This is a genomic window from Paenarthrobacter aurescens (assembly GCF_025421775.1).
In the GTDB taxonomy this organism is placed as follows: Bacteria; Actinomycetota; Actinomycetes; order Actinomycetales; family Micrococcaceae; genus Arthrobacter; species Arthrobacter aurescens_B.
Map to the genome: position 1 here is coordinate 100,690 of NZ_JAOEFX010000010.1, position 17,613 is coordinate 118,302.

At 62.4% G+C, this 17,613-nt stretch carries 16 protein-coding genes and 1 tRNA gene; 13 read left to right on the forward strand and 4 right to left on the reverse strand.

Translation table 11 applies throughout. The features are described 5' to 3' along the window. Positions 1–92 precede the first annotated feature (92 nt). The 6 genes from N7568_RS19485 to N7568_RS19510 all read left to right on the forward strand — a co-directional run bounded on the left by N7568_RS19485 (position 93) and on the right by N7568_RS19510 (position 9,795). Positions 93–5,819 (forward strand): DUF6531 domain-containing protein, encoded by a 5,727-nt coding sequence (locus N7568_RS19485; protein WP_261611430.1) that lies wholly within the window; start codon positions 93–95, stop codon positions 5,817–5,819. Positions 5,820–6,459: 640 nt separating this feature from the next. Beyond that, positions 6,460–7,596, forward strand: a complete 1,137-nt coding sequence (locus N7568_RS19490) for a hypothetical protein (protein WP_261611431.1) — start codon at positions 6,460–6,462, stop codon at positions 7,594–7,596. Next, complete coding sequence (locus N7568_RS19495) at positions 7,597–7,977, forward strand: hypothetical protein (RefSeq protein ID WP_261611432.1); 381 nt, start codon at positions 7,597–7,599, stop codon at positions 7,975–7,977. Between the two features lie 80 nt (positions 7,978–8,057). Beyond that, positions 8,058–8,408 carry a hypothetical protein gene (locus N7568_RS19500; protein ID WP_261611433.1) on the forward strand — a complete coding sequence of 117 codons (351 nt, stop codon included), beginning with the start codon at positions 8,058–8,060 and terminating at the stop codon, positions 8,406–8,408. A 277-nt stretch (positions 8,409–8,685) separates the two neighbouring features. Next, positions 8,686–9,240 (forward strand): DUF805 domain-containing protein, encoded by a 555-nt coding sequence (locus N7568_RS19505; RefSeq protein ID WP_261611434.1) that lies wholly within the window; start codon positions 8,686–8,688, stop codon positions 9,238–9,240. A gap of 297 nt (positions 9,241–9,537) precedes the next feature. Further along, positions 9,538–9,795 carry a hypothetical protein gene (locus N7568_RS19510; protein ID WP_261611435.1) on the forward strand — a complete coding sequence of 86 codons (258 nt, stop codon included), beginning with the start codon at positions 9,538–9,540 and terminating at the stop codon, positions 9,793–9,795. A gap of 160 nt (positions 9,796–9,955) precedes the next feature. Here the strand turns inward: N7568_RS19510 and N7568_RS19515 are convergent. After that, positions 9,956–10,045 (reverse strand) — tRNA-Ser (locus N7568_RS19515). Positions 10,046–10,183: 138 nt separating this feature from the next. Here N7568_RS19515 and N7568_RS19520 point away from each other — a divergent pair. The 3 genes from N7568_RS19520 to N7568_RS19530 are packed head-to-tail and all read left to right on the forward strand — an operon-like array spanning position 10,184 to position 12,610. Beyond that, on the forward strand, positions 10,184–11,197 hold the full coding sequence (locus N7568_RS19520; RefSeq protein ID WP_261611436.1) for a zinc-dependent alcohol dehydrogenase: 1,014 nt from the start codon (positions 10,184–10,186) through the stop codon (positions 11,195–11,197). A 3-nt stretch (positions 11,198–11,200) separates the two neighbouring features. Continuing rightward, complete coding sequence (locus N7568_RS19525) at positions 11,201–11,599, forward strand: 6-pyruvoyl trahydropterin synthase family protein (RefSeq protein ID WP_026547653.1); 399 nt, start codon at positions 11,201–11,203, stop codon at positions 11,597–11,599. Then, positions 11,600–12,610: a glycosyltransferase family 4 protein gene (locus N7568_RS19530; protein ID WP_261611437.1), complete on the forward strand. Its 1,011-nt coding sequence runs from the start codon at positions 11,600–11,602 to the stop codon at positions 12,608–12,610. Here the strand turns inward: N7568_RS19530 and N7568_RS19535 are convergent. The 3 genes from N7568_RS19535 to N7568_RS19545 all read right to left on the reverse strand — a co-directional run bounded on the left by N7568_RS19535 (position 12,588) and on the right by N7568_RS19545 (position 13,979). After that, positions 12,588–12,878 carry a hypothetical protein gene (locus N7568_RS19535; protein ID WP_261611438.1) on the reverse strand — a complete coding sequence of 97 codons (291 nt, stop codon included), beginning with the start codon at positions 12,876–12,878 and terminating at the stop codon, positions 12,588–12,590. The genes N7568_RS19530 and N7568_RS19535 overlap by 23 nt on opposite strands. 156 nt (positions 12,879–13,034) lie before the next feature. Continuing rightward, positions 13,035–13,415 carry a VOC family protein gene (locus N7568_RS19540; protein WP_261611439.1) on the reverse strand — a complete coding sequence of 127 codons (381 nt, stop codon included), beginning with the start codon at positions 13,413–13,415 and terminating at the stop codon, positions 13,035–13,037. Between the two features lie 27 nt (positions 13,416–13,442). Beyond that, positions 13,443–13,979, reverse strand: a complete 537-nt coding sequence (locus N7568_RS19545; RefSeq protein WP_261611440.1) for a nucleoside deaminase — start codon at positions 13,977–13,979, stop codon at positions 13,443–13,445. Positions 13,980–14,001: 22 nt separating this feature from the next. On the opposite strand from N7568_RS19545, the gene upp reads away from it, so the two are divergent. The 4 genes from upp to N7568_RS19565 all read left to right on the forward strand — a co-directional run bounded on the left by upp (position 14,002) and on the right by N7568_RS19565 (position 17,610). Beyond that, positions 14,002–14,637: a uracil phosphoribosyltransferase gene (gene upp / locus N7568_RS19550; RefSeq protein WP_159704801.1), complete on the forward strand. Its 636-nt coding sequence runs from the start codon at positions 14,002–14,004 to the stop codon at positions 14,635–14,637. A gap of 282 nt (positions 14,638–14,919) precedes the next feature. Further along, a complete protein-coding gene (locus tag N7568_RS19555; protein WP_261611441.1) occupies positions 14,920–15,957 on the forward strand; it encodes a hypothetical protein in 1,038 nt (345 codons plus the stop codon). Between the two features lie 546 nt (positions 15,958–16,503). Then, on the forward strand, positions 16,504–16,881 hold the full coding sequence (locus N7568_RS19560; RefSeq protein ID WP_231343300.1) for a glyoxalase superfamily protein: 378 nt from the start codon (positions 16,504–16,506) through the stop codon (positions 16,879–16,881). A gap of 45 nt (positions 16,882–16,926) precedes the next feature. Then, positions 16,927–17,610, forward strand: coding sequence for an HAD-IA family hydrolase (locus N7568_RS19565; protein ID WP_261611442.1), 684 nt, complete (start codon positions 16,927–16,929; stop codon positions 17,608–17,610). Positions 17,611–17,613: the final 3 nt, after the last annotated feature.

Below are 17,613 nucleotides of genomic sequence, written 5' to 3' on the forward strand. Positions count from 1 at the left end.
TCTTGTGGTTGTGGTGCTGGTGGTCTTGTGGTGCCGGGTTTGTGTGGGTTGTTGGTTTTGTTCGCGTTCTTGTGCTGTGGGGGGCTGTGGTTGTGACCGAGTTCGTTGAGATGCCGTTGTTGCCGGATTCCGGTGTTGGTCATGGTGGTCGGTTTGTGTATGGGGTTGCCGAGTCGGTGAAGGGTGCTTTTGAGTCCGCAGCGTCGCGGGTCCAGGAGCATTCGGGGTCGCGGGCCCCGTTGGTGTCCGGGGCGGGGGAGGATTTCCGGGGGCATTTCTCGGAGGTGTTCGCGGCGAACGCGGCCACGGCGGCTCAGGACGCGGCGGGTTTGGCATCGGCGCTGCGCACGGTGGCCGGGTATATAGGGACCATGATTTCCGAGGCGCGGGACGAGGATGACCGGCGCCGGCGGAACAACGAGTGGGTGCGGCGGCATAACAACCGCAACTGGCTCGAGCAGTTTGGTGACAACCTTTGGGGTGAGGAGGCCCGGCCGAATATGGAGCCGGGCAGTGCGCCGTCGTTCCCTTCCGAAGCCCCGAGTTCGGGGTCGCGGGAGAGCCCGGGCCCAGGTGGCGGGTTTGGGGGCGGGGTCTCCTCGGCCCGTCCGGAGTCGTTGCGGAGTTTCGCGGCGGGTTCGCGTGGCCTGGATGAGGGTGTTGCGTCGGTGCCGGGGTCCTTGGAGTCGGAGTTGTCTTCGTTCGCGGACCGGTGCGGGTGGGGCCGGATCGACGCTGCTGGTGTGGTGACCGCGTTCCGGGAGTATTTGCGGTTGAACGAGGCTGATGCGGGGTGGGCGGTGGTGGTCGCGGACGCGTTCGCTGCCGCCGGGAGCGAGGGCGCGGTCTCGACCCTCTCGGACGCGGCGGTGAACGAGGCACTGGCCGCGGCGGGGGTTTCGGCGAACCGGACGGGCCTGGTCATTGACCCGCCCACCGCGGCCGGGGCGATGCCCTCGTCCGGGTACGCGAACGATCCGGTGAACACGGCCACGGGGAATTTCATTGAACCCGAAACCGATCTCGGGTTCGCCGGGGCGGCCGCGGACCTGGCGGTCACAAGGATGTATAACTCCCTCGGCTCGGGCCTGGACACTGTTGGGGTGTTTGGTCCGGGCTGGGCCTCGGTGTTGGATCAGCACCTGGTCCTGACCGATGAGGGCTGCCGTTGGGTGATGGCCGACGGCCGGGCGTTGGACTTCCCCCGCGAAGGGGCCGGCTGGGCCCGCGCCGTCGGGGAGAACTACTGGCTCACCCGCCACCCGGCCACGGAACCGTTCCTGGCGGAGCTGACCTCCGTACCCGAAGGCGTCACTGAGGTGTTGGTCGTGGCCGATAACCAGGGCGGCTGGTGGGCTTACAGCACTGCCGGGGTGTGGCTCGGGACCGGGGCCGGGCCCGGCCGGACCATCTCCGCCCACCGCAGTGAAGCGGTCGATGGTGGTGGGTTGGGGGCGGTTGACCGGTTGGTGCATGTGCGTGGCCGGTTCGTGGAGATCGACTACGTCGATGGTGTGGTTGGTGTGGTTCGTTCATCGGATGGGCGCCGGGTTCAGTACGGGTACGACGCCGAGGGCCGGCTTACCAGTGTGGGCACGGAGACTGGTACGAGGGTGTATCGGTGGAACGAGGCCGGTCTGATCGGTTCGGTGGTTTCTGCTGCGGGTGTGGTGGAGGCCGAAAACACGTATGACGAGGCCGGCCGGGTGGTTTTGCAGGTCACGCAGCATGGGCGGCGGACGAGGTTCGCGTATTTACCGGGCCGGGTCACGGTGGTCTCCGATGAGGGCGGGTCCCGGTCGAACTCCTGGGTCGCCGATTCCAAGGGTCGCCTGGTGGGGGTGTTGGACGCGGAGGACCGGCGCCAGTCCATGGCTTATGACGCGCACTCGAATCTGGTGTCTTTGACCGAGCGTGACGGCGCGGTCACAGTGCATGGCTATGACGCCCGCGGCCGGAAGATCCGCACCGTGACCCCGGAAGGCGCAGACCTGACGTATGGGTGGGACGAGCAGGACCGCATCACCACCCTGGTCACCGCGTCCGGTGCGACCGTGACGTATGAGTACGCCGATGAGCTGTCCCGGGACCCTTCCGTGGTGGTGGACCCGTTGGGTGGCCGGACCGAGCTGGTATGGCGGGACGGGCTCCTGACCCAGGTCACGGACCCGGTCGGGGTCACTATCGGTTTTGAGTACGACGAGTTCGGGGACCTGACCGGAACGTCCAACGCCGCAGGTGACACCGCGAGGATTGTGCGGGACCGGGCGGGCCGTCCGGTCACGGCGTTGAGCCCGTCGGGGGCTGAGACCCGGTTCAGTTACGACGCTGCCGGGGTGCTGACACGTCGGGTGGACCCGGATGGGGCGGTGTGGGCTTTTGAGCACGACACCGCAGGCCGGACCACCGCAATCATCTCCCCGGATGGGGGAAGGACGGTGTTCGAGTACGCCCCCAACGGTGAACTGGCCCGCACCACCGACCCGCTCGGCCGCAGTATCGAACGGGTTGTTGACGAGCTCGGGAACCTCACCGCCGCGGTGCTGCCCGACGGGGCGAAGTGGGGCTTCACCCACGACAACCTCTCCCGGCTCATCGCAGTGACGGACCCGGCCGGGCATGACTGGGTGCGGGAGTACGACACGGTCGGTGCCCTGACTGCCGTGGTGGACCCGACCGGTGTCCGCACCGGAGCGGTCACCGATCGGGCGGCCGGGACGGCGTCCCTGACGGACGCCTTCGCGTCCTCCACGTATAGTTTTGATGAGTACGGCCGGCCCACGAAAATCGAGTCCGTCGACGGGTCCGCGGAACTCATCACGTATGACGGTGCGGGGAACCCGGTCGAGTTGATCGATGGTGAGGGCGGGTTGACGGTCCTGGGCCGCGACGCCGCGGGAAAGATCACCTCGATCACCTCACCCACGGGGGCGGTGACCCGGTTCGAATACGACCACTGCGGCCGCCCGTGGAAGAGCATTGACCCGGTCGGGGCGGTCACGGAACTGTCCTACGACCCGGACCAGCGCCTCACCTCCAGGAGACTGCCGGGCGGGGAGGTCGAAACGTTCGCTTACGACGCGTGTGGCCGGTTGACCGCGAGGCATACCCCGGGGGAGGGCACGGCCCGGTACGGGTACGACAAGGTTGGGCGGCTGAGTTTTGCCCAGGATTCCTGGTACGGGACCCGCCGCTTTGAATACAACCTCGCAGGGGAACTGACCGGGACCATCAACGGGGTGGGTGGCAGGACCCGGTTCGAGTACGACACCCGCGGCCGGCTCACCCGCATCACCGACCCCACCGGTGGGGTCACCACCCGCACGTATACGGCCACGGACCAAGTCGCTAGTGTCACGGACCCGCTCGGGAGGGTCACCACGGCGACCTACGACCCGGCAGGCCGGCAACTCTCCCAGACGGACCCGGACGGACACACCACCACCTGGGCCTACGACGCCGCGGGCCGGGAAGCGTCCACCTCGGTGGACGGTGCCCTGATCGCCGCCATTGAACGTGACCTGGCCGGCAGGCGGGTGGTCATCACCGACCATACGGGTGGGGCGGGGTATGCGGTGGAGCACGAACTGTGCTTTGACCGACGCGGACTCCTCACCCGCCGCTCCAACGGGAACGGGACCGGGAGTCAGGTGTTGGGGTGGGAGTATGACGCCGACGGGAACCGGACCGGCTTCACCGACCCCACCGGGACCACCACCCGCTACACCCGCGACGCCGCGGGCCGGGTCGTGAAGGTGTCGAACCCGTTGCTCGGGGATGCGGCATTCACCCAAGACGCCTCCGGGCGGATCACCACCGCCACAGCAGGGGACCTGGTGCAGGAGTGGGTGTATCGGGGAGGGAGCCTGGTCGAGCACACCCGCACCACCACCGACAACGGCACCAACCCTCCGGGTGCTGCTGATGTGACGTTGATCGGTCGTGAGGACGGCGGGCGGATTACCGGCTTGTCCAGGGGCGGGGTCGTGACCAGGTACGGGTACGACACTGCCGGGCAAATGGTCTCCGCCGCCGCCACCACCACTGTGACTGGCTCGGAGGCGTCGGGTTCGGTGGTGGGGTGGGAGTACGACGCCGGTGGGCGGCTGCTCCGCGAAACCACCCCCACCGGGGCCCGCACCTTTGAGTACGACGCCGCAGGGCAGCTCCTAACTGTCACGGACCCTGACGGGTCCCGGACTGAGTACGTGTATGACGGGTTGGGTCGGCGGGTGCGGGTGATCAACCCGGGCGGGTCCTGGACCGAATACGCCTGGGGCCCCACCGGCTACCTCACCGGCGTCATCGGGCGGGACCGGGACGGGGGAGAGGTGTCCAGGCATCGGCTCCACGTCGACGCGCTCGGTGAACTCGCCACCGTGGACGGCACACAGTTGTGGTGGGACACCGCAGCGCCGGTCCCGACCCTCGCCGGTGCCAACACCACCCAGGTGTTGTCCCTGCCCGGCGGGGTCACCGGCATCGGCGACGCCTGGACCGCGCCCGGGTGGCGTGCCGCCCGACCGACTGACCAGCACGATCCCTGGGCCGTCCTCGGCACCCCCACCACCCCAAACCCCACCCCCGGCAGCCCTGGAGTTGCTAATGCTGGTGGTCTGGGTTGTGTGTTGCCCGCCGGGATAGGCCTGACTGCAGGTGGCGGGATCGACATCGCCGGACTCGAATGGCTCGGCAAACGCGCTTACGACCCGGCCACCCGGGGATTCCTCTCCACCGACCCCCTCGCCCCGGTCCTGGGCGCGGGCTGGGACGGGAACCCCTACGCCTACGCCGGAAACAACCCCCTCAACACCACCGACCCCACCGGCCTGCGGCCCCTGACCGACGAGGACCTGAAAGCCTACGACGGCTCCTCCCGCGGCGCCCTCGCCGCCACCGGAGACTGGCTCGGAGACAACTGGGAGTATTTGGCTGGTGGTGCGATGGTGATCGCTGGTGGTGTGTTGATGGCTACCGGTGTTGGTGGGCCGGTTGGTTTGGCCTTGATCGGTGCGGGTGCTGACACGATCATCCAGAAAGCAACCACCGGTTCGGTCAATTGGGGGCAGGTGGCTTTGACGGGTGCCGTTGGCGTGGTTGCAGGGCCGTTGGCTGGGAAGGTCAGCAGCGTTGTGACGGCAGGGCTCGGTCGGGCTGGTACGGCGGTGAGTACGCAGTTGCTTCCTGCGATGGGCCGTGCGGGCTCCGTGGTTGCGTCGGGTGCGGCCAGGGCAGGATCTGCTGTGTCGGCTGTGGGTTCGCGTGTTGGGACTGCGGTCACTGCGGGAGTGTCCCGTGTCAGTGCCGGTGCGGGGAGTTACTTGTCGCAGTTGTCGGCCCAGCAGATGGGCCGGGCGGCACTGACGAATGGGATATCGGGGGGACTAGGCAACACAGGCATGTACCTTGTACAGCGATCACCGAACGAGTGGAAACCCGAGGGCGTCCTCGGAGCTGCAGGTGGCGGTATCGTCAGCGGAGCCATTGGCTCCCAAGCGGGCTATTTAGCCCAACCGCTGACAGGTCGGTTCTCGTCATTCGTTCAATACGGTGTCGGCGCGGGAGGATCACTCGCTGGCGGCTCCGTTGATCATGCGATTCGTGGTGAGGGCTACGGAGCCGCGGAGATGGTCTATGACGGACTGGGAGGGGGGGTGCTTACACGCTTCCCAGGGGCCGCGGAACTGAGTCCCAATCCAGGCTGGATGACTCACAGCATGGCAGCCTACGGCGGAGCGCATGCCGGGGCTATCGTTGAAAGCGTGAAATTTGTGGGCAATGAAGTTGTAAAGCAAGGAACAGGGGCGCCACTGTGGTAGATGATGAGAATGGTGCAAAGGGGAATTCGGGGGCAGAGGATGATTTCACGGATGAAGATCTGCGATTGGGAAGGAAAGCCTGTAGATATATAGACATACTTTGCGTGATTGTCGCATTGCTTTGTGTAGGTATTGCAGTGTTTGTTTTCACTCACGTCCCTTGGGATACGCGAATGCCCTACGACGGAAGGTTTGATCGCTCCGGCAATGGGATTCCAATGCAGATGGCCATGCTCATTGTGTTTCTTGTGCTCTTCCTCTTTTGGCGGTCCGGTAGAAAGCCCGATGCGCACCGGATGCGAAAGGGATCTCGCATCGGGACCTACATTCTAGGAACAGCCATGATCATGGCATGTCTTGCTGGCCAATGGGTTATGGGTCAGTCCATCCTCACTGCTGGCGGCTACTTTGGGAGTTAGTACTTCTTTCCGTTCTGTGGTGGCGTGAATTTTCCGGTCTTGGGTGGAGGCGGCATCCCGTTGAAGTCGCCTTTCGGATTTGGCATTCGCTGCGTTGCTGAGTCTGCCTTGTGTGGTGGTCATGGCGGGCCGGTGAAAGGGGCATGGTTCCTGTCGCCGTCGTACTTTCGTAACGAGCCCGGATCCGTGTGATCCGTCCGGGGTCTCCTTGACTGCTGGTGGTGGGATCTGCCCTCGTCCTCGGCACCGGGTGGGACGGCAACCCCTACGCCTACACCGGGAACAATCCCCTCAACACTTCTGACCCGGCCACCCGGGGCTTCCTCTCCACCGACCCCCTCGCCCCCGTCCTGGGAGCGGGCTGGGACGGCAACCCCTACTCCTACGCCGGAAACAACCCCCTCAACGCCACTGACCCCACCGGTCTGAAACCCCTGACAGACGCCGACCTGAAAGCCTATGACGGGTCCTCCCGCGGCGCGTTCGCCGCAGCGGGGGACTGGCTCGGCGACAACTGGGAATACGTCGTCGGCGGTGCCGCTGTGGTGGGCGGGGCCGTGTTGATGTTCGTCCCCGGCGGACAACTCGCGGGCATGGGACTGATGAGCTTCGGCGCCGACGTCGTCATCCAAAAAGCAACCACCGGCGAAGTGGACTGGGGTCGAGCCATTGGGAGCGGTGTTATGGGTGTAGCCGGCGGTGGCGCGGGAATGATCGTTGCTAAGTCTGCTTCACTCGTTGTTGGAAGATTGGTGGCGGGCCAAGCTGCGCGAAGTATGGCTTCAAATGTTGCGACTTCGACGTTGACTCGTGCCACAGGCAATGCCGCAGTCATTGCACGGAGGTTCGGCGCTAATTTGTTGAAAGACATGGTCGGCAGTGGTGCAGCAGGAGGTGTAGCCGGAACCGTAGATTATGTCCGTGAACGCGTTCAGAAGGGCGGCCCCTGGACAGCCCAAGGACTGTTGGGTAGCGCGGCTGGAGGTGCCTCCACGGGTGTCATCAGCGGGGCACTGAGCCCTGCGGCTGGGCACGCCGCTAACAAGGGCCTCCAGTTTGGTTCGACATTGGGCATCAATATCGGGGCTGGATTCGCGGGAGAAGCTGTGAAGAGTGGCGTGAATGGTGAAGCCTTCGACCCGATTAAGTCCGGGGTGTCGTCCGTCATGGCGGGCGCAGGGACTTCCACTTTGTCCGCAATTCGTGGCAAAATTCCACAGGGCTACGGGGATCTTATCGGACCCAGCGCACCTTCCCCGGTTGAATACTTTACCAAGAGCACCGTGATGACCGAGACCGCTAATGCACTGATAGGAAGCGGTGCAAATTTTTACACCGATGAAATGTGGACGAAGTAAATGAAGAATGAAAGCGACAAAAAGGCAATCCCCAGCAAACGAATCGCTCCGGAATGGTATTACTGGACCGGGGTCGTTATACCGGGAATTCTCATGCTGGTTCTGTGCGTCAATAGGACTGAAGAGTTTGGAATATCCGTTTGGATTGCTAACATTATTGTCCTTATTGCTAGCGCCCTTGGCATTGGATTTGTAACGTATTGGAAATCCAACTTCGCCGCCACGCTGTCCTTTGGTGCCACCATCATCTTAGGCAGCTTAGCCTTCGCTGCTCTTTCTAATGTTCTCCCGGTGATTGGCTTGACGGGTGGTGCGCTGTGGACGGGTTGTCCTCTCGGTCTATTGGTTGGACTGACACTGACCGCCGGAGAAGAGCGTTAATGCTCAGTTGGTGACGGTATTTGTGTTCAGGGCCCCAGATGGCTTGAGCTGCCAAAAAGGAGGGTCGGCGGGGAGGTCTAATGGAAGGAAGCATTCGATTGGAGAAAAAGACAAGTAACTACCTGGACGTCATGTGTCTATTTGGCGTCTTGGTGAGCCTTGGTATTACTACATTTGTTTTCATGAATGCTCCGTTGAGTGCCGAAGTGGCCTATCACGGCGGATCGATTCCTGCAGTGTTACTTCTACTCCTGTCCGCACTGGGTATACTCCTGTTCTGGATTTCTGAACGGTTATTGGGGACCCATCCTACTCGTGGCCAGGCGCGTGCGCTGGTTTTTATTTCGGGCCCAGTTACCATTCTGGTGTGTATTTCCTTCCAGGCATTTCTAGCCGTGATCGTGCTGGATGAGAGTGGATATTTTAGGTGAGTAGCACACCGCCGCTCATCAGTTTTGAGGGTCGGAAGGCTTGCCTTGGCGACTGACGCGATGCTGGGATAGCTCGGGTCACAGCGTGCCTAACCGGTGCACCTGGGCAGTTCCGGAGATGCGTGAGGTTTCCACTTCTGATCAGTGGTTATTCGTTCTGCTCATTCAAGTTATCTTCTACGGAAGAGATTATCGGGCGCAGAACATTTGCGTTCGGAAGATAGTTGTTTGTTGGTTTCTATAGATATTTCTGGGAAGGACATGAAGACAGATGGATATGAAGACTGTTGATCCTGCAGGCGGAGGCCTTGCGGAGGTTAAAGGTTCGGGTGAGCTGGCTGGTCCTCTATATGGAGCATCGTTTGGTAAGTCGGTGAAGCGGTTCTTTGCCAAGTATGCGAAGTTCGCTGGTCGCGCCTCGCGGAGTGAGTTCTGGTGGAGTCAGCTTTTCGTTTTCCTGGTCATGGTGGTCCCATACCTCGTGATGACGATCGGGTTCGTGGCCAGTACTGCCTGGGCTCAGCAGAACCCTAATGTGCAGTCCATGGGTTTCGATCCGGCCACCGGGAAAGAAGTGTTCTATGAGGCCGCTCCTGGTATTGTGAACGCCCCGGCTGGAAGTCTCATGGTGGTAGGTTTCATTCTCGTCGTTGTTCTGGGGCTGGCCATTGTGGTGCCGCAGCTGTCGTTGCTTTGGCGGCGTTTGCATGATGCAAATCTTGCGGGTCCGCTTGCGTTCGTTGGGCTTGTTCCGATGGTCGGTGGACTGGCTGTTTTGATTTTGGCGCTTATGCCGTCCAAGACGGAAGGTCGGCGCTTCGACCCCCGGTGACGGGCGGGGCATCAGAGGGGGGCTGGTGGAAGTCGGGGCGCTCCTTGCGGGCCTGGTAGCGGATGCCCAGCGGGCGGCTAAAGAGGGTCTGCACGCGCTGGATGGGACTGAGCGTGTGCGGGGCCATGTACTGGGCTGCGGGAAGTCGACTTTGGAGGGCAGCTAGTGGACAACCATCGTCAACGGCGACCGAATTGTGCTAGCGCGCTTCGTGAGTTTTGGCTGAGGATGCTAATCCCAGTTGTCCTGCTAACGGTTTTGGTTGCGGTGTTAATCGGATACCGGCCCCACCAGGAGATGGCATCGTCCTTTCTGGTTGTGGGGCTGGGCTTGCTGGCGAGTGCCGCTGTGGGCGTCCTGAGCGGCGTCAAAGGTCCATCGTGGGCCATATATGTACTGATCGTGCTGGAAGTGGGGCTACTCCTCTTTTCGCCCGCCCCGTGGCAGGGCCTCGCTCTGGTAAGCGTCCCTGTGTCGGCCATCGGATTCATGATGGGTAGGGAGATCGCTTTCCTCCGCATCAACAGGACGCAAGGGGTTCCGCCGACCACCTGAGATGTGGCGCGTGAGCTGATCGCTGACTATCGGGACGTCTCCACCGTGCAGGTCGTCACTCGGGTACCGCATGAGGACCTGGAAGTCTCGGTGCTTCGATACAGACATAAGAAAAGGCCCCGCCTCCCTCATAAACAAAGGGAAGCAGGGCCTTTCTCATTGGCGGTGACGGTGGGATTTGAACCCACGTTGGCTTTTACACCAAACAACATTTCGAGTGTTGCACCTTCGGCCGCTCGGACACGTCACCAACTGAAATAGGCTACCCGAGATTGGCCCCGTTCCCCAAAACGAGCCCCTCTGGTCCCTCCCCAAAAAGCAGGTGGCGCACCCTTCAACCCACGCCAACTTCCGTCCACAGCCCCGCACCGATAGATTCGTAAGCATCATGACGATTTCGCAGGAACACGAACGGAAGCAAGAGCACGAAGCCCACGCCTACTGGGTCACTGAGACGGGCGATGGTGAGCTGCGCCAGGAAGCCCTGCCGGCAAGGCAGGAAGGCGAAGCCCTCGTCAGGACCTTGTACTCGGGCGTCAGCCGGGGCACGGAGCGCGTGGTACACGAAGGCCGCGTCCCGGAGCGAGTGGCTGACCTAATGCAGGCCCCGCACCAGGAGGGCGACTTCCCGGGCCCGGTGAAGTACGGCTACTTGAGTGTGGGGACGGTCGAGCAAGGACCGGAAGAGTGGGTAGGAAAGACTGTCTTCAGCCTGCATCCCCATCAGGACCTTTACATCATTCCCACCAGCCAGCTCACGGCCATTCCCGAGGAAGTCCCGGCCCGCCGCGCGGTGCTCACTGGCATCGTTGAGGTCGCCATCAATGCCCTCTGGGAAGCCAGACCGACGCTGGGTGACCGTGTCGCCGTCGTCGGTGGTGGTTTGGTGGGTGGCGTCCTGGCGACGCTCCTGCGGAAGTATCCGCTGGGTCGCCTGCAGTTGGTAGACGCGGATCCGGAGAAGCGAAAGCTGGCGGACACCATCAACATCGAATTCGCCGAACCAGAGGAAGCCAAGGATGACAACGACATCGTCTTCCACTGCTCCGCCTCCAACGAAGGCCTCACGTTGAGCCTGCAACTGGCCGGCGATGACTCCGACGTCATCGAGCTTTCCTGGTTCGCCGACAAGGAAGTTACCCTGCCGCTCGGCGAGGACTTCCATGCCCGCCGCCTGAACATCCGTTCCAGCCAAGTGGGCGCAGTGGCCCTCCCGCGACGGCACCGACGCACCAACGCCCAACGACTCGAGCAGGCGGCAAGAGAACTGAAAGACCCGCTGTTCGACACGTTCCTGACCAGCGAATGCCAGTTCCGGAACCTGCCCACCACACTTGTTAAATTGTTCGAACGGCCCGGCGGTTTCTGCCACGTGGTCGCCTATCCCACCCCGGAGGATTAGTACATGTTCAGCCTGACCGTCCGACGCCACTTCATGATCGCCCACAGCCTTCCCCGCGAAGCGTTCGGCCCGGCCCAAGGCCTCCATGGTGCAACGTTTGTGGCCGAAGTCAGTTTCCGCCGCCCGGATCTCAATGACGACGCAATCGTTCTGGACATTGGCGCAGCGGGCGGCATCCTTGAGGAAATCCTGGAGGACCTGAACTACAAGAACCTCGATGAGCACCCGGCATTCAAGGGCAAGCTCTCCACCACGGAGGCCCTCGCCAAGCACATCGCCGACGCCATGGCCACCCGGATCCAGGACACCGCCGACGGACCGGCGCTTAGCGGCATCGACGTCGTCCTCCGCGAAAACCCCGACGCGTGGGCTGGCTACTCGCTGGAGCTTCCGGTCAAGTAAGTGCAGATCCGCTTCCTGGTCCCGGGGAACGTCCGGCACGGCTCCGGCGGCAACAAGTACAACGCCAAGCTTGCCGAGCATCTGACCGCCTTGGGTGCGGACGTCGAGACGGTAATCGTCGACGGCGATTGGCCGGTTGGTAGCCCGGCAGACCGGCAGCGGTTCGCGGAAGCGCTCGACGGCGGCACAACAGTGATTGCCGACGGCTTGGTGGCGAGCGGGGCACCGGATGAAATCGCCGGCGCCGCAGGCAAAGGAACGAAGGTCTGGATCCTGTCCCACATAGCGTTGGCGGACCACCATGACCTTGAGGCCAAGGCGCTGGCCGCCGCAACCGGGACCATCTGCCCGAGCGCCCACTCCGCAGTTGAGCTTGAGACGAAGCACGGGACGCAGAACATTGTCATCGCCACGCCCGGAGCTGAAAAGGCAAGCCTCGCCAAGGGGTCGCAACCACAGCACATCGTGGCCGTCGCCGCGTTGCTGCCCAACAAGAGCCAAACACTCTTGGTAGAGGCCCTCAGCCAGATAAAGGATCTGCCGTGGACCGCCGCCCTGGTTGGCTCGGACGCTGCTGACCCGGCGTACGCCGCCGAGGTGACGGCCGCCGTCGAGCATTACATGCTGCAGGACCGCATCAGTGTCACCGGCGAGTTGACGGGTGAGGCGTTCGAAGACCAGTGGCACAAAGCCGACCTCAGCATCCTCCTGTCCCGCTCGGAGAGCTTTGGCATGGTGGTGACGGAATCGTTGGCCCACGGCGTCCCGATGATTGTCCGGCAGGGGACCGGTGCAGTCGAGGCCCTCGGCGACACAAGAGCGGGTGCGGCCCTGGACGTCGCCACCGGAGACGAACCAGCCCACACACTTCGGAATTGGCTCACCAACCCGGAGTTGCAACAGCGCTGGCGCAACAACGCCCTCCAAGCCCGCGAGCATCTACGAGGCTGGGACGCCACTGCCGCCACTGTCCTCAGCGCGCTGGGGACTAAACCACAAAGTTTGCTGTAGCACTGGTCGAGCAGGCAGAGGGATCGAACGGCGGATCCCACTCCAACTTGGCGGTCGTCTTCGCAAGGGGCGTGGTGGAGCCCGTGAGGTAGACCGTTACTTCCATGGTTTTTGTTCCGGCGGCGATCCATAGGGGGTTGTCGGCCACAGCGGCGTGGCGCTCGGTGTCAGAGTCCGGCGTGTACACACATGCTTCCTGCCCCGGACAGTTGACGGTGTACTCCAAGGTTTCCCACGACGCGCCAAGCCGGGAAAAATCGATACTCACGTCAGTGCGCCGAAGCATCGAATCGCATGCCTGTTGTCCGCATGCCGTCATAGTTCCTGCGACCACCACAGTAGCAAGACAAAAAGCTCCCCACGACTTCTCGAGCATGGGTCAGTCTAAGCTCAACCGTCGGCCGCGCGGGCAAAACGGTCAAAGTCAGCCCGAACCGTACGGCCGCGTGATCGCCTCAAGGAAATGCCCATCGAGGTCGCAGAAGTAGATTCCACGGCCGCCGTCGTTGTGGTTGATCTGGTTTGCTCGGGAACGGGCAGGGTCCGCCCAATAGGGAATGTGCTCCGCGGTGATTCGCAGGAAGATCTGGTCGAATTCCTCTTCGCTCACCAGAAAGGCGTAGTGCTGCGGGGCGATGGCACCGCTCGCCTCAAGGAAGTCCAACGTGACACCGTTGTCCAACGCCACCGTGACGAAGGACCACATGGGTTGCGGCTTCGGAAGGCCGAAGATACGGGCGAGGAACTCCGCGGAACGGTGCTTGTCCGTGGCGTAAACGATGGTGTGGTTGAAACTGACAGGCATGGCTTGCTCCCGAAATGTTCGGCTACGTCAGGCGGGTGGGCGGTGCTCCGGTGGCGGCACCCGGTGCGAGGCGAAGAAGTCCCTTAGCAGGACCGCGCATTCCTCCTCACGGACCCCGGCGTAGACCTCCACCCAGTGGTTGAGCCTGCGTTCGCGAAGGATATCGAACACTGATCCCACTGCTCCCGCTTTCTCGTCCCACGCTCCAAAAACCACGCGGGGGATACGCGCCAGGACAATGGCACCGGCACACATGGCACACGGCTCAAGGGTCACCACCAGGGTGCAGTCCTCAAGCCGCCAACCGTCACCCGAGCCACCTGCAGCCTGAGCGCGCTCCCGCAGAGAAACAGCCGCCTGGCGAATGGCCACCACCTCTGCATGGGCGGTCGGGTCCCCGTGCGCTTCCCGTTCGTTGCGTCCCGAACCCAGCACGCCGCCGTCGGGCCCCAGCACCACGGCGCCGATGGGTACGTCGTCGGTTTTCAGCGCCAACCGGGCCTCGTCCAGGGCAAGGCCCATCCAGGCCATGTGGTCTGCGTGATACGGCTCGGTGGCGCTCATGTCTCAATGATAGTTTTGGGGGATGCGCACACTCGTCGTGGACCACCCGCTGGTCGCTCACAAGCTCACCGTTCTGCGGGATAAGAACACCCCTTCACCGGTCTTCCGGCAACTCACTGAAGAACTCGTCACCCTCCTGGCCTATGAAGCCACCCGTGAGGTCAAGACGCAGCCAGTCGAGATCGAGACCCCCGTCACGAAGACCATCGGTACGGCCTTCACCAAGCCCACTCCGCTGGTCGTCCCCATCCTGCGTGCGGGCCTTGGCATGCTCGAGGGCATGACCAAGCTGGTCCCCACCGCCGAGGTCGGCTTCCTGGGCATGGCCCGCGATGAAGAAACCCTGGACATCATCACCTACGCCGAGCGCCTTCCTGAGGATCTCACCGGTCGCCAGATCTTCGTCCTGGACCCCATGCTCGCTACCGGCGGCACGCTGCGCGAAGCCATTAAGTTCCTCTTCAAGCGAGGCGCTTCCGACGTCACCTGCATTTGCCTGCTGGCTGCTCCGGAAGGGTTGTCCAAGCTGGAAGAAGAGCTCTCCGACGCCAACGTGAAGATCGTCCTTGCCTCGATTGACGAGAAGCTCAACGAGAAGTCGTACATCGTGCCCGGCCTTGGCGACGCCGGGGACCGCCTCTACGGGGTGGCCGGCTAAAACATACTCGGCCCGGTTTCCCACATCTTTGGCTGTGCCGCGCTTGTAGTAACTGCGGTGGGCTCACGGGCAGCCATGCTCTGACGTTTACTTGCTTGCCAGTTCACGCCGGTGGTGCCATGACCCTAAAGCGGCGCCCATATCCCTCGTCATTCTGAGCCTCTAACTTGTGTCTGCTTATGGCAGACTAAGTGGTCCTGAATATGGTTCCCGTCACGTTTCGTGCCCTGAGTTCACTTCCATAGCGGGCGGACCCTCCGCCCGAATTGTGATGGGGGACGAATGCGATTGAAACAATTCGCTGCACTCGCTAGTGCTTCGGCCATAGTCATTTCTCTGCTGGGGCCAGCGGCTGCGCAAGCCAAGGAACATGATAAGACCGGAAAGGAAACTGCCGAGACAGCGGCCGCTGTTATCCAGGAGGCCGTGGTCTCCGCGGGCCAAGACTCGGCTGCTGCCGTGCAACCGCACGCAGAGTCGTCCGATTCGGTAACAACTAACGTCAGGGAATCGACCGTCGAAGTTTCAAAGGACGGAGGAGATGGCACTGCATTGCTGGACGGAGGCGCCGACGGGTTCCAACTCTCGTTGGAACTGCCGACGAGCGGTCAGGCAGACGATGCTGCAGTGGCCGAGGATGGTACAACCGTCTTTGCGGACCCAAACAGACATACAGACGTTGGAATTCAAACGCTTGAAGACGGCGCCGTTCGGGCATTGACGGTCATAAATGACCGGCAAGCGCCTACCCGCTACGACTACAAAATTGATGCTCCTGAGGGCGTAGCCCTCACGCTGGCTGACGGTGGTGCTATTTCAATCAAGGGCCTGGATGGGTCGGATCAGGGCATGATCCTTCCAGCTTGGGCGGTCGATGCGAACGGCACGGCAGTGAGAACCCATTATGAGGTGTCGGGGAATACCGTGACCCAAGTCGTGGAACATAACACGCCAGGTCTCGCATACCCAGTGGTCGCCGATCCAAAGGTCTACTACGCATGGTGGCAGCTATTCAGTTGGTCAGAATGGCGCTGGAACAGCTACTACGGCATGAATCAGCTTTCCATTGAGCTTTCTGGTTGGGGACGCTACGACGCTATCTTCAATGCTGGTCAATTCTTGAGCTCGGGTTGGAACCTTCTCCGAACGAAACATTCATCATGGATGTTTACAGCGTCCATGTGGCAGCAATGGGAATGCCATGTGCTTGGAGGGATGGCTGAATGGGGAACCTTCGACTTAGAGTACGAACGTTATTCAAATCCAAATTGGCGAAGCCGGATTGGAATGTGGCCCATATCCCAGACCTGTAACTGGTAGCCAAAGGAGGACTTGGCGATGCCGAGACATGCCGTGCATAAGTGGGTCCTGCTGGGAACTACGGTGTTTCCGTGGGCACTCGGATCCTACGCCGTCTACGTCACTTCGGCGCAGTTTTCCGGTCTCGGCATCTTCGAGTCCTACCGGGCATTTGAGGCCGGTTCCAACCTAGGCAATGCCTTGTGGTTCCTTCTTTGGACAGGGATCTCTGCTGCGGTGTGTTGGTTTCTTGTGCGAAGACCGGGCCCCATCGGAGCGGTTCAATCCGGGTGTCACGCACTATACTGCTACGGCACTCCGGCCGCCCTACTGGTTTTTCCAGACGCAGCCATGGGTTTCGCGGTTTCGCACGTCCGGGCGTTCACAGACGACACTGTCTTGCATTCGCCCGTGGTCGAGTTTCTTGTTGTCAGCGGCATGGGGGCTTTGGCCTGCGCTTTCGTCATGTCCCTCGTATTCAAGATAAAGAAGCCGCGTCGTGAGGCTTAGGCTGCCGAAATCAAAGACCCCTACCGGTTTCCGCCATGCCCCGTTAGCCTGTGGCGCATGGACTGGAAACTTGAACTGGTATTTGTCCCTGTCTCCGACGTCGATCGCGCGAAGGACTTCTACGTCAACAAGGTTGGTTTCAACGCCGATTTCGATGAGCGTCCCACGGACGGCATCCGCTTCGTGCAACTGACGCCGCCGGGTTCGGCGTGTTCCATCGCCATCGGTGAAGGTCTCACCGACGCCCCTCCGGGTTCGGCTCCCAACCTGCAAGTGGTGGTGGCGGACATCAACAAGGCCCATGAGCACCTCAAGGCCAACGGGGTGGAGGTCAGCGATGTCGACGTCCAGGACTGGGGTCACTTTGTGTACTTCGCTGACCCTGACGGCAACCAGTGGGCGGTGCAGTACCTTCCGCAGCGGCCGAATGGCTAAGTCACACTTCAGCACCACCCCATGAGCGTGCGGCAGGATGGAACCATGAGCCATCCTGCCGCACCCGTGCTGACCGTCCGCGCCGTCCTCTTCGACATGGACGGCACACTGGTTGATTCCACGGCGGTGGTCGAGCAAGTGTGGCTTGAGTTCTCCGAGCGCTACGGCCTGGACTACAACGAAATCCTCCGCACCTCGCACGGCGTCCAAGCCGGCGATACCGTGCGCCGTTATGCGCCCGCTGATGCTGATTTCGAAGCCTTGACGGCTGAACTTGGTGAGATGGAGCGTTCCCGGACCGACGGCGTGATCGCCCTTCCCGGGGCCGAAGCCCTGCTGGCAGGACTCCCTGATGACGCCATCGCCTTGGTCACCTCAGCAGACCGCATCCTTGCCGATATCCGCATGCAGGCGGCCGGACTCACCATGCCGTCCACTGCTGTCACCGCGGAGTCCGTCACCCGAGGCAAGCCGCATCCGGAGGGCTATCTCAAGGCGGCGGCGCTCCTGGGAGCCGACCCGGCCGACGTCGTGGTTTTCGAAGACGCACCTGCCGGTATTGCCGCCGCGCGCGCCGCGGGGATGCGGACCGTTGTGGTGGGCAAGGCCGCTGCCAGGCACAACGCGGAGCTTGAACCGGGCATGTGGTGGATCCCGGACTACTCGGCAGTGACGGTCACCGCTGTGAAGGACGACGACGGCGGGCACCTCCTGACGCTGACGCTCTAGTAC

Coding starts and splice junctions, on each gene's coding strand:
- N7568_RS19495 (WP_261611432.1), top strand. CDS start 7,597: ATGAAGAATGAAAGCGACAAAAAGGCAATCCCCAGCAAACGAATCGCT.
- N7568_RS19500 (WP_261611433.1), top strand. CDS start 8,058: ATGGAAGGAAGCATTCGATTGGAGAAAAAGACAAGTAACTACCTGGAC.
- N7568_RS19505 (WP_261611434.1), top strand. CDS start 8,686: ATGAAGACTGTTGATCCTGCAGGCGGAGGCCTTGCGGAGGTTAAAGGT.
- N7568_RS19510 (WP_261611435.1), top strand. CDS start 9,538: ATGGCATCGTCCTTTCTGGTTGTGGGGCTGGGCTTGCTGGCGAGTGCC.
- N7568_RS19520 (WP_261611436.1), top strand. CDS start 10,184: ATGACGATTTCGCAGGAACACGAACGGAAGCAAGAGCACGAAGCCCAC.
- N7568_RS19525 (WP_026547653.1), top strand. CDS start 11,201: ATGTTCAGCCTGACCGTCCGACGCCACTTCATGATCGCCCACAGCCTT.
- N7568_RS19540 (WP_261611439.1), bottom strand. CDS start 13,415: ATGCCTGTCAGTTTCAACCACACCATCGTTTACGCCACGGACAAGCAC.
- N7568_RS19545 (WP_261611440.1), bottom strand. CDS start 13,979: ATGAGCGCCACCGAGCCGTATCACGCAGACCACATGGCCTGGATGGGC.
- upp (WP_159704801.1), top strand. CDS start 14,002: ATGCGCACACTCGTCGTGGACCACCCGCTGGTCGCTCACAAGCTCACC.
- N7568_RS19555 (WP_261611441.1), top strand. CDS start 14,920: ATGCGATTGAAACAATTCGCTGCACTCGCTAGTGCTTCGGCCATAGTC.
- N7568_RS19560 (WP_231343300.1), top strand. CDS start 16,504: ATGGACTGGAAACTTGAACTGGTATTTGTCCCTGTCTCCGACGTCGAT.
- N7568_RS19565 (WP_261611442.1), top strand. CDS start 16,927: ATGAGCCATCCTGCCGCACCCGTGCTGACCGTCCGCGCCGTCCTCTTC.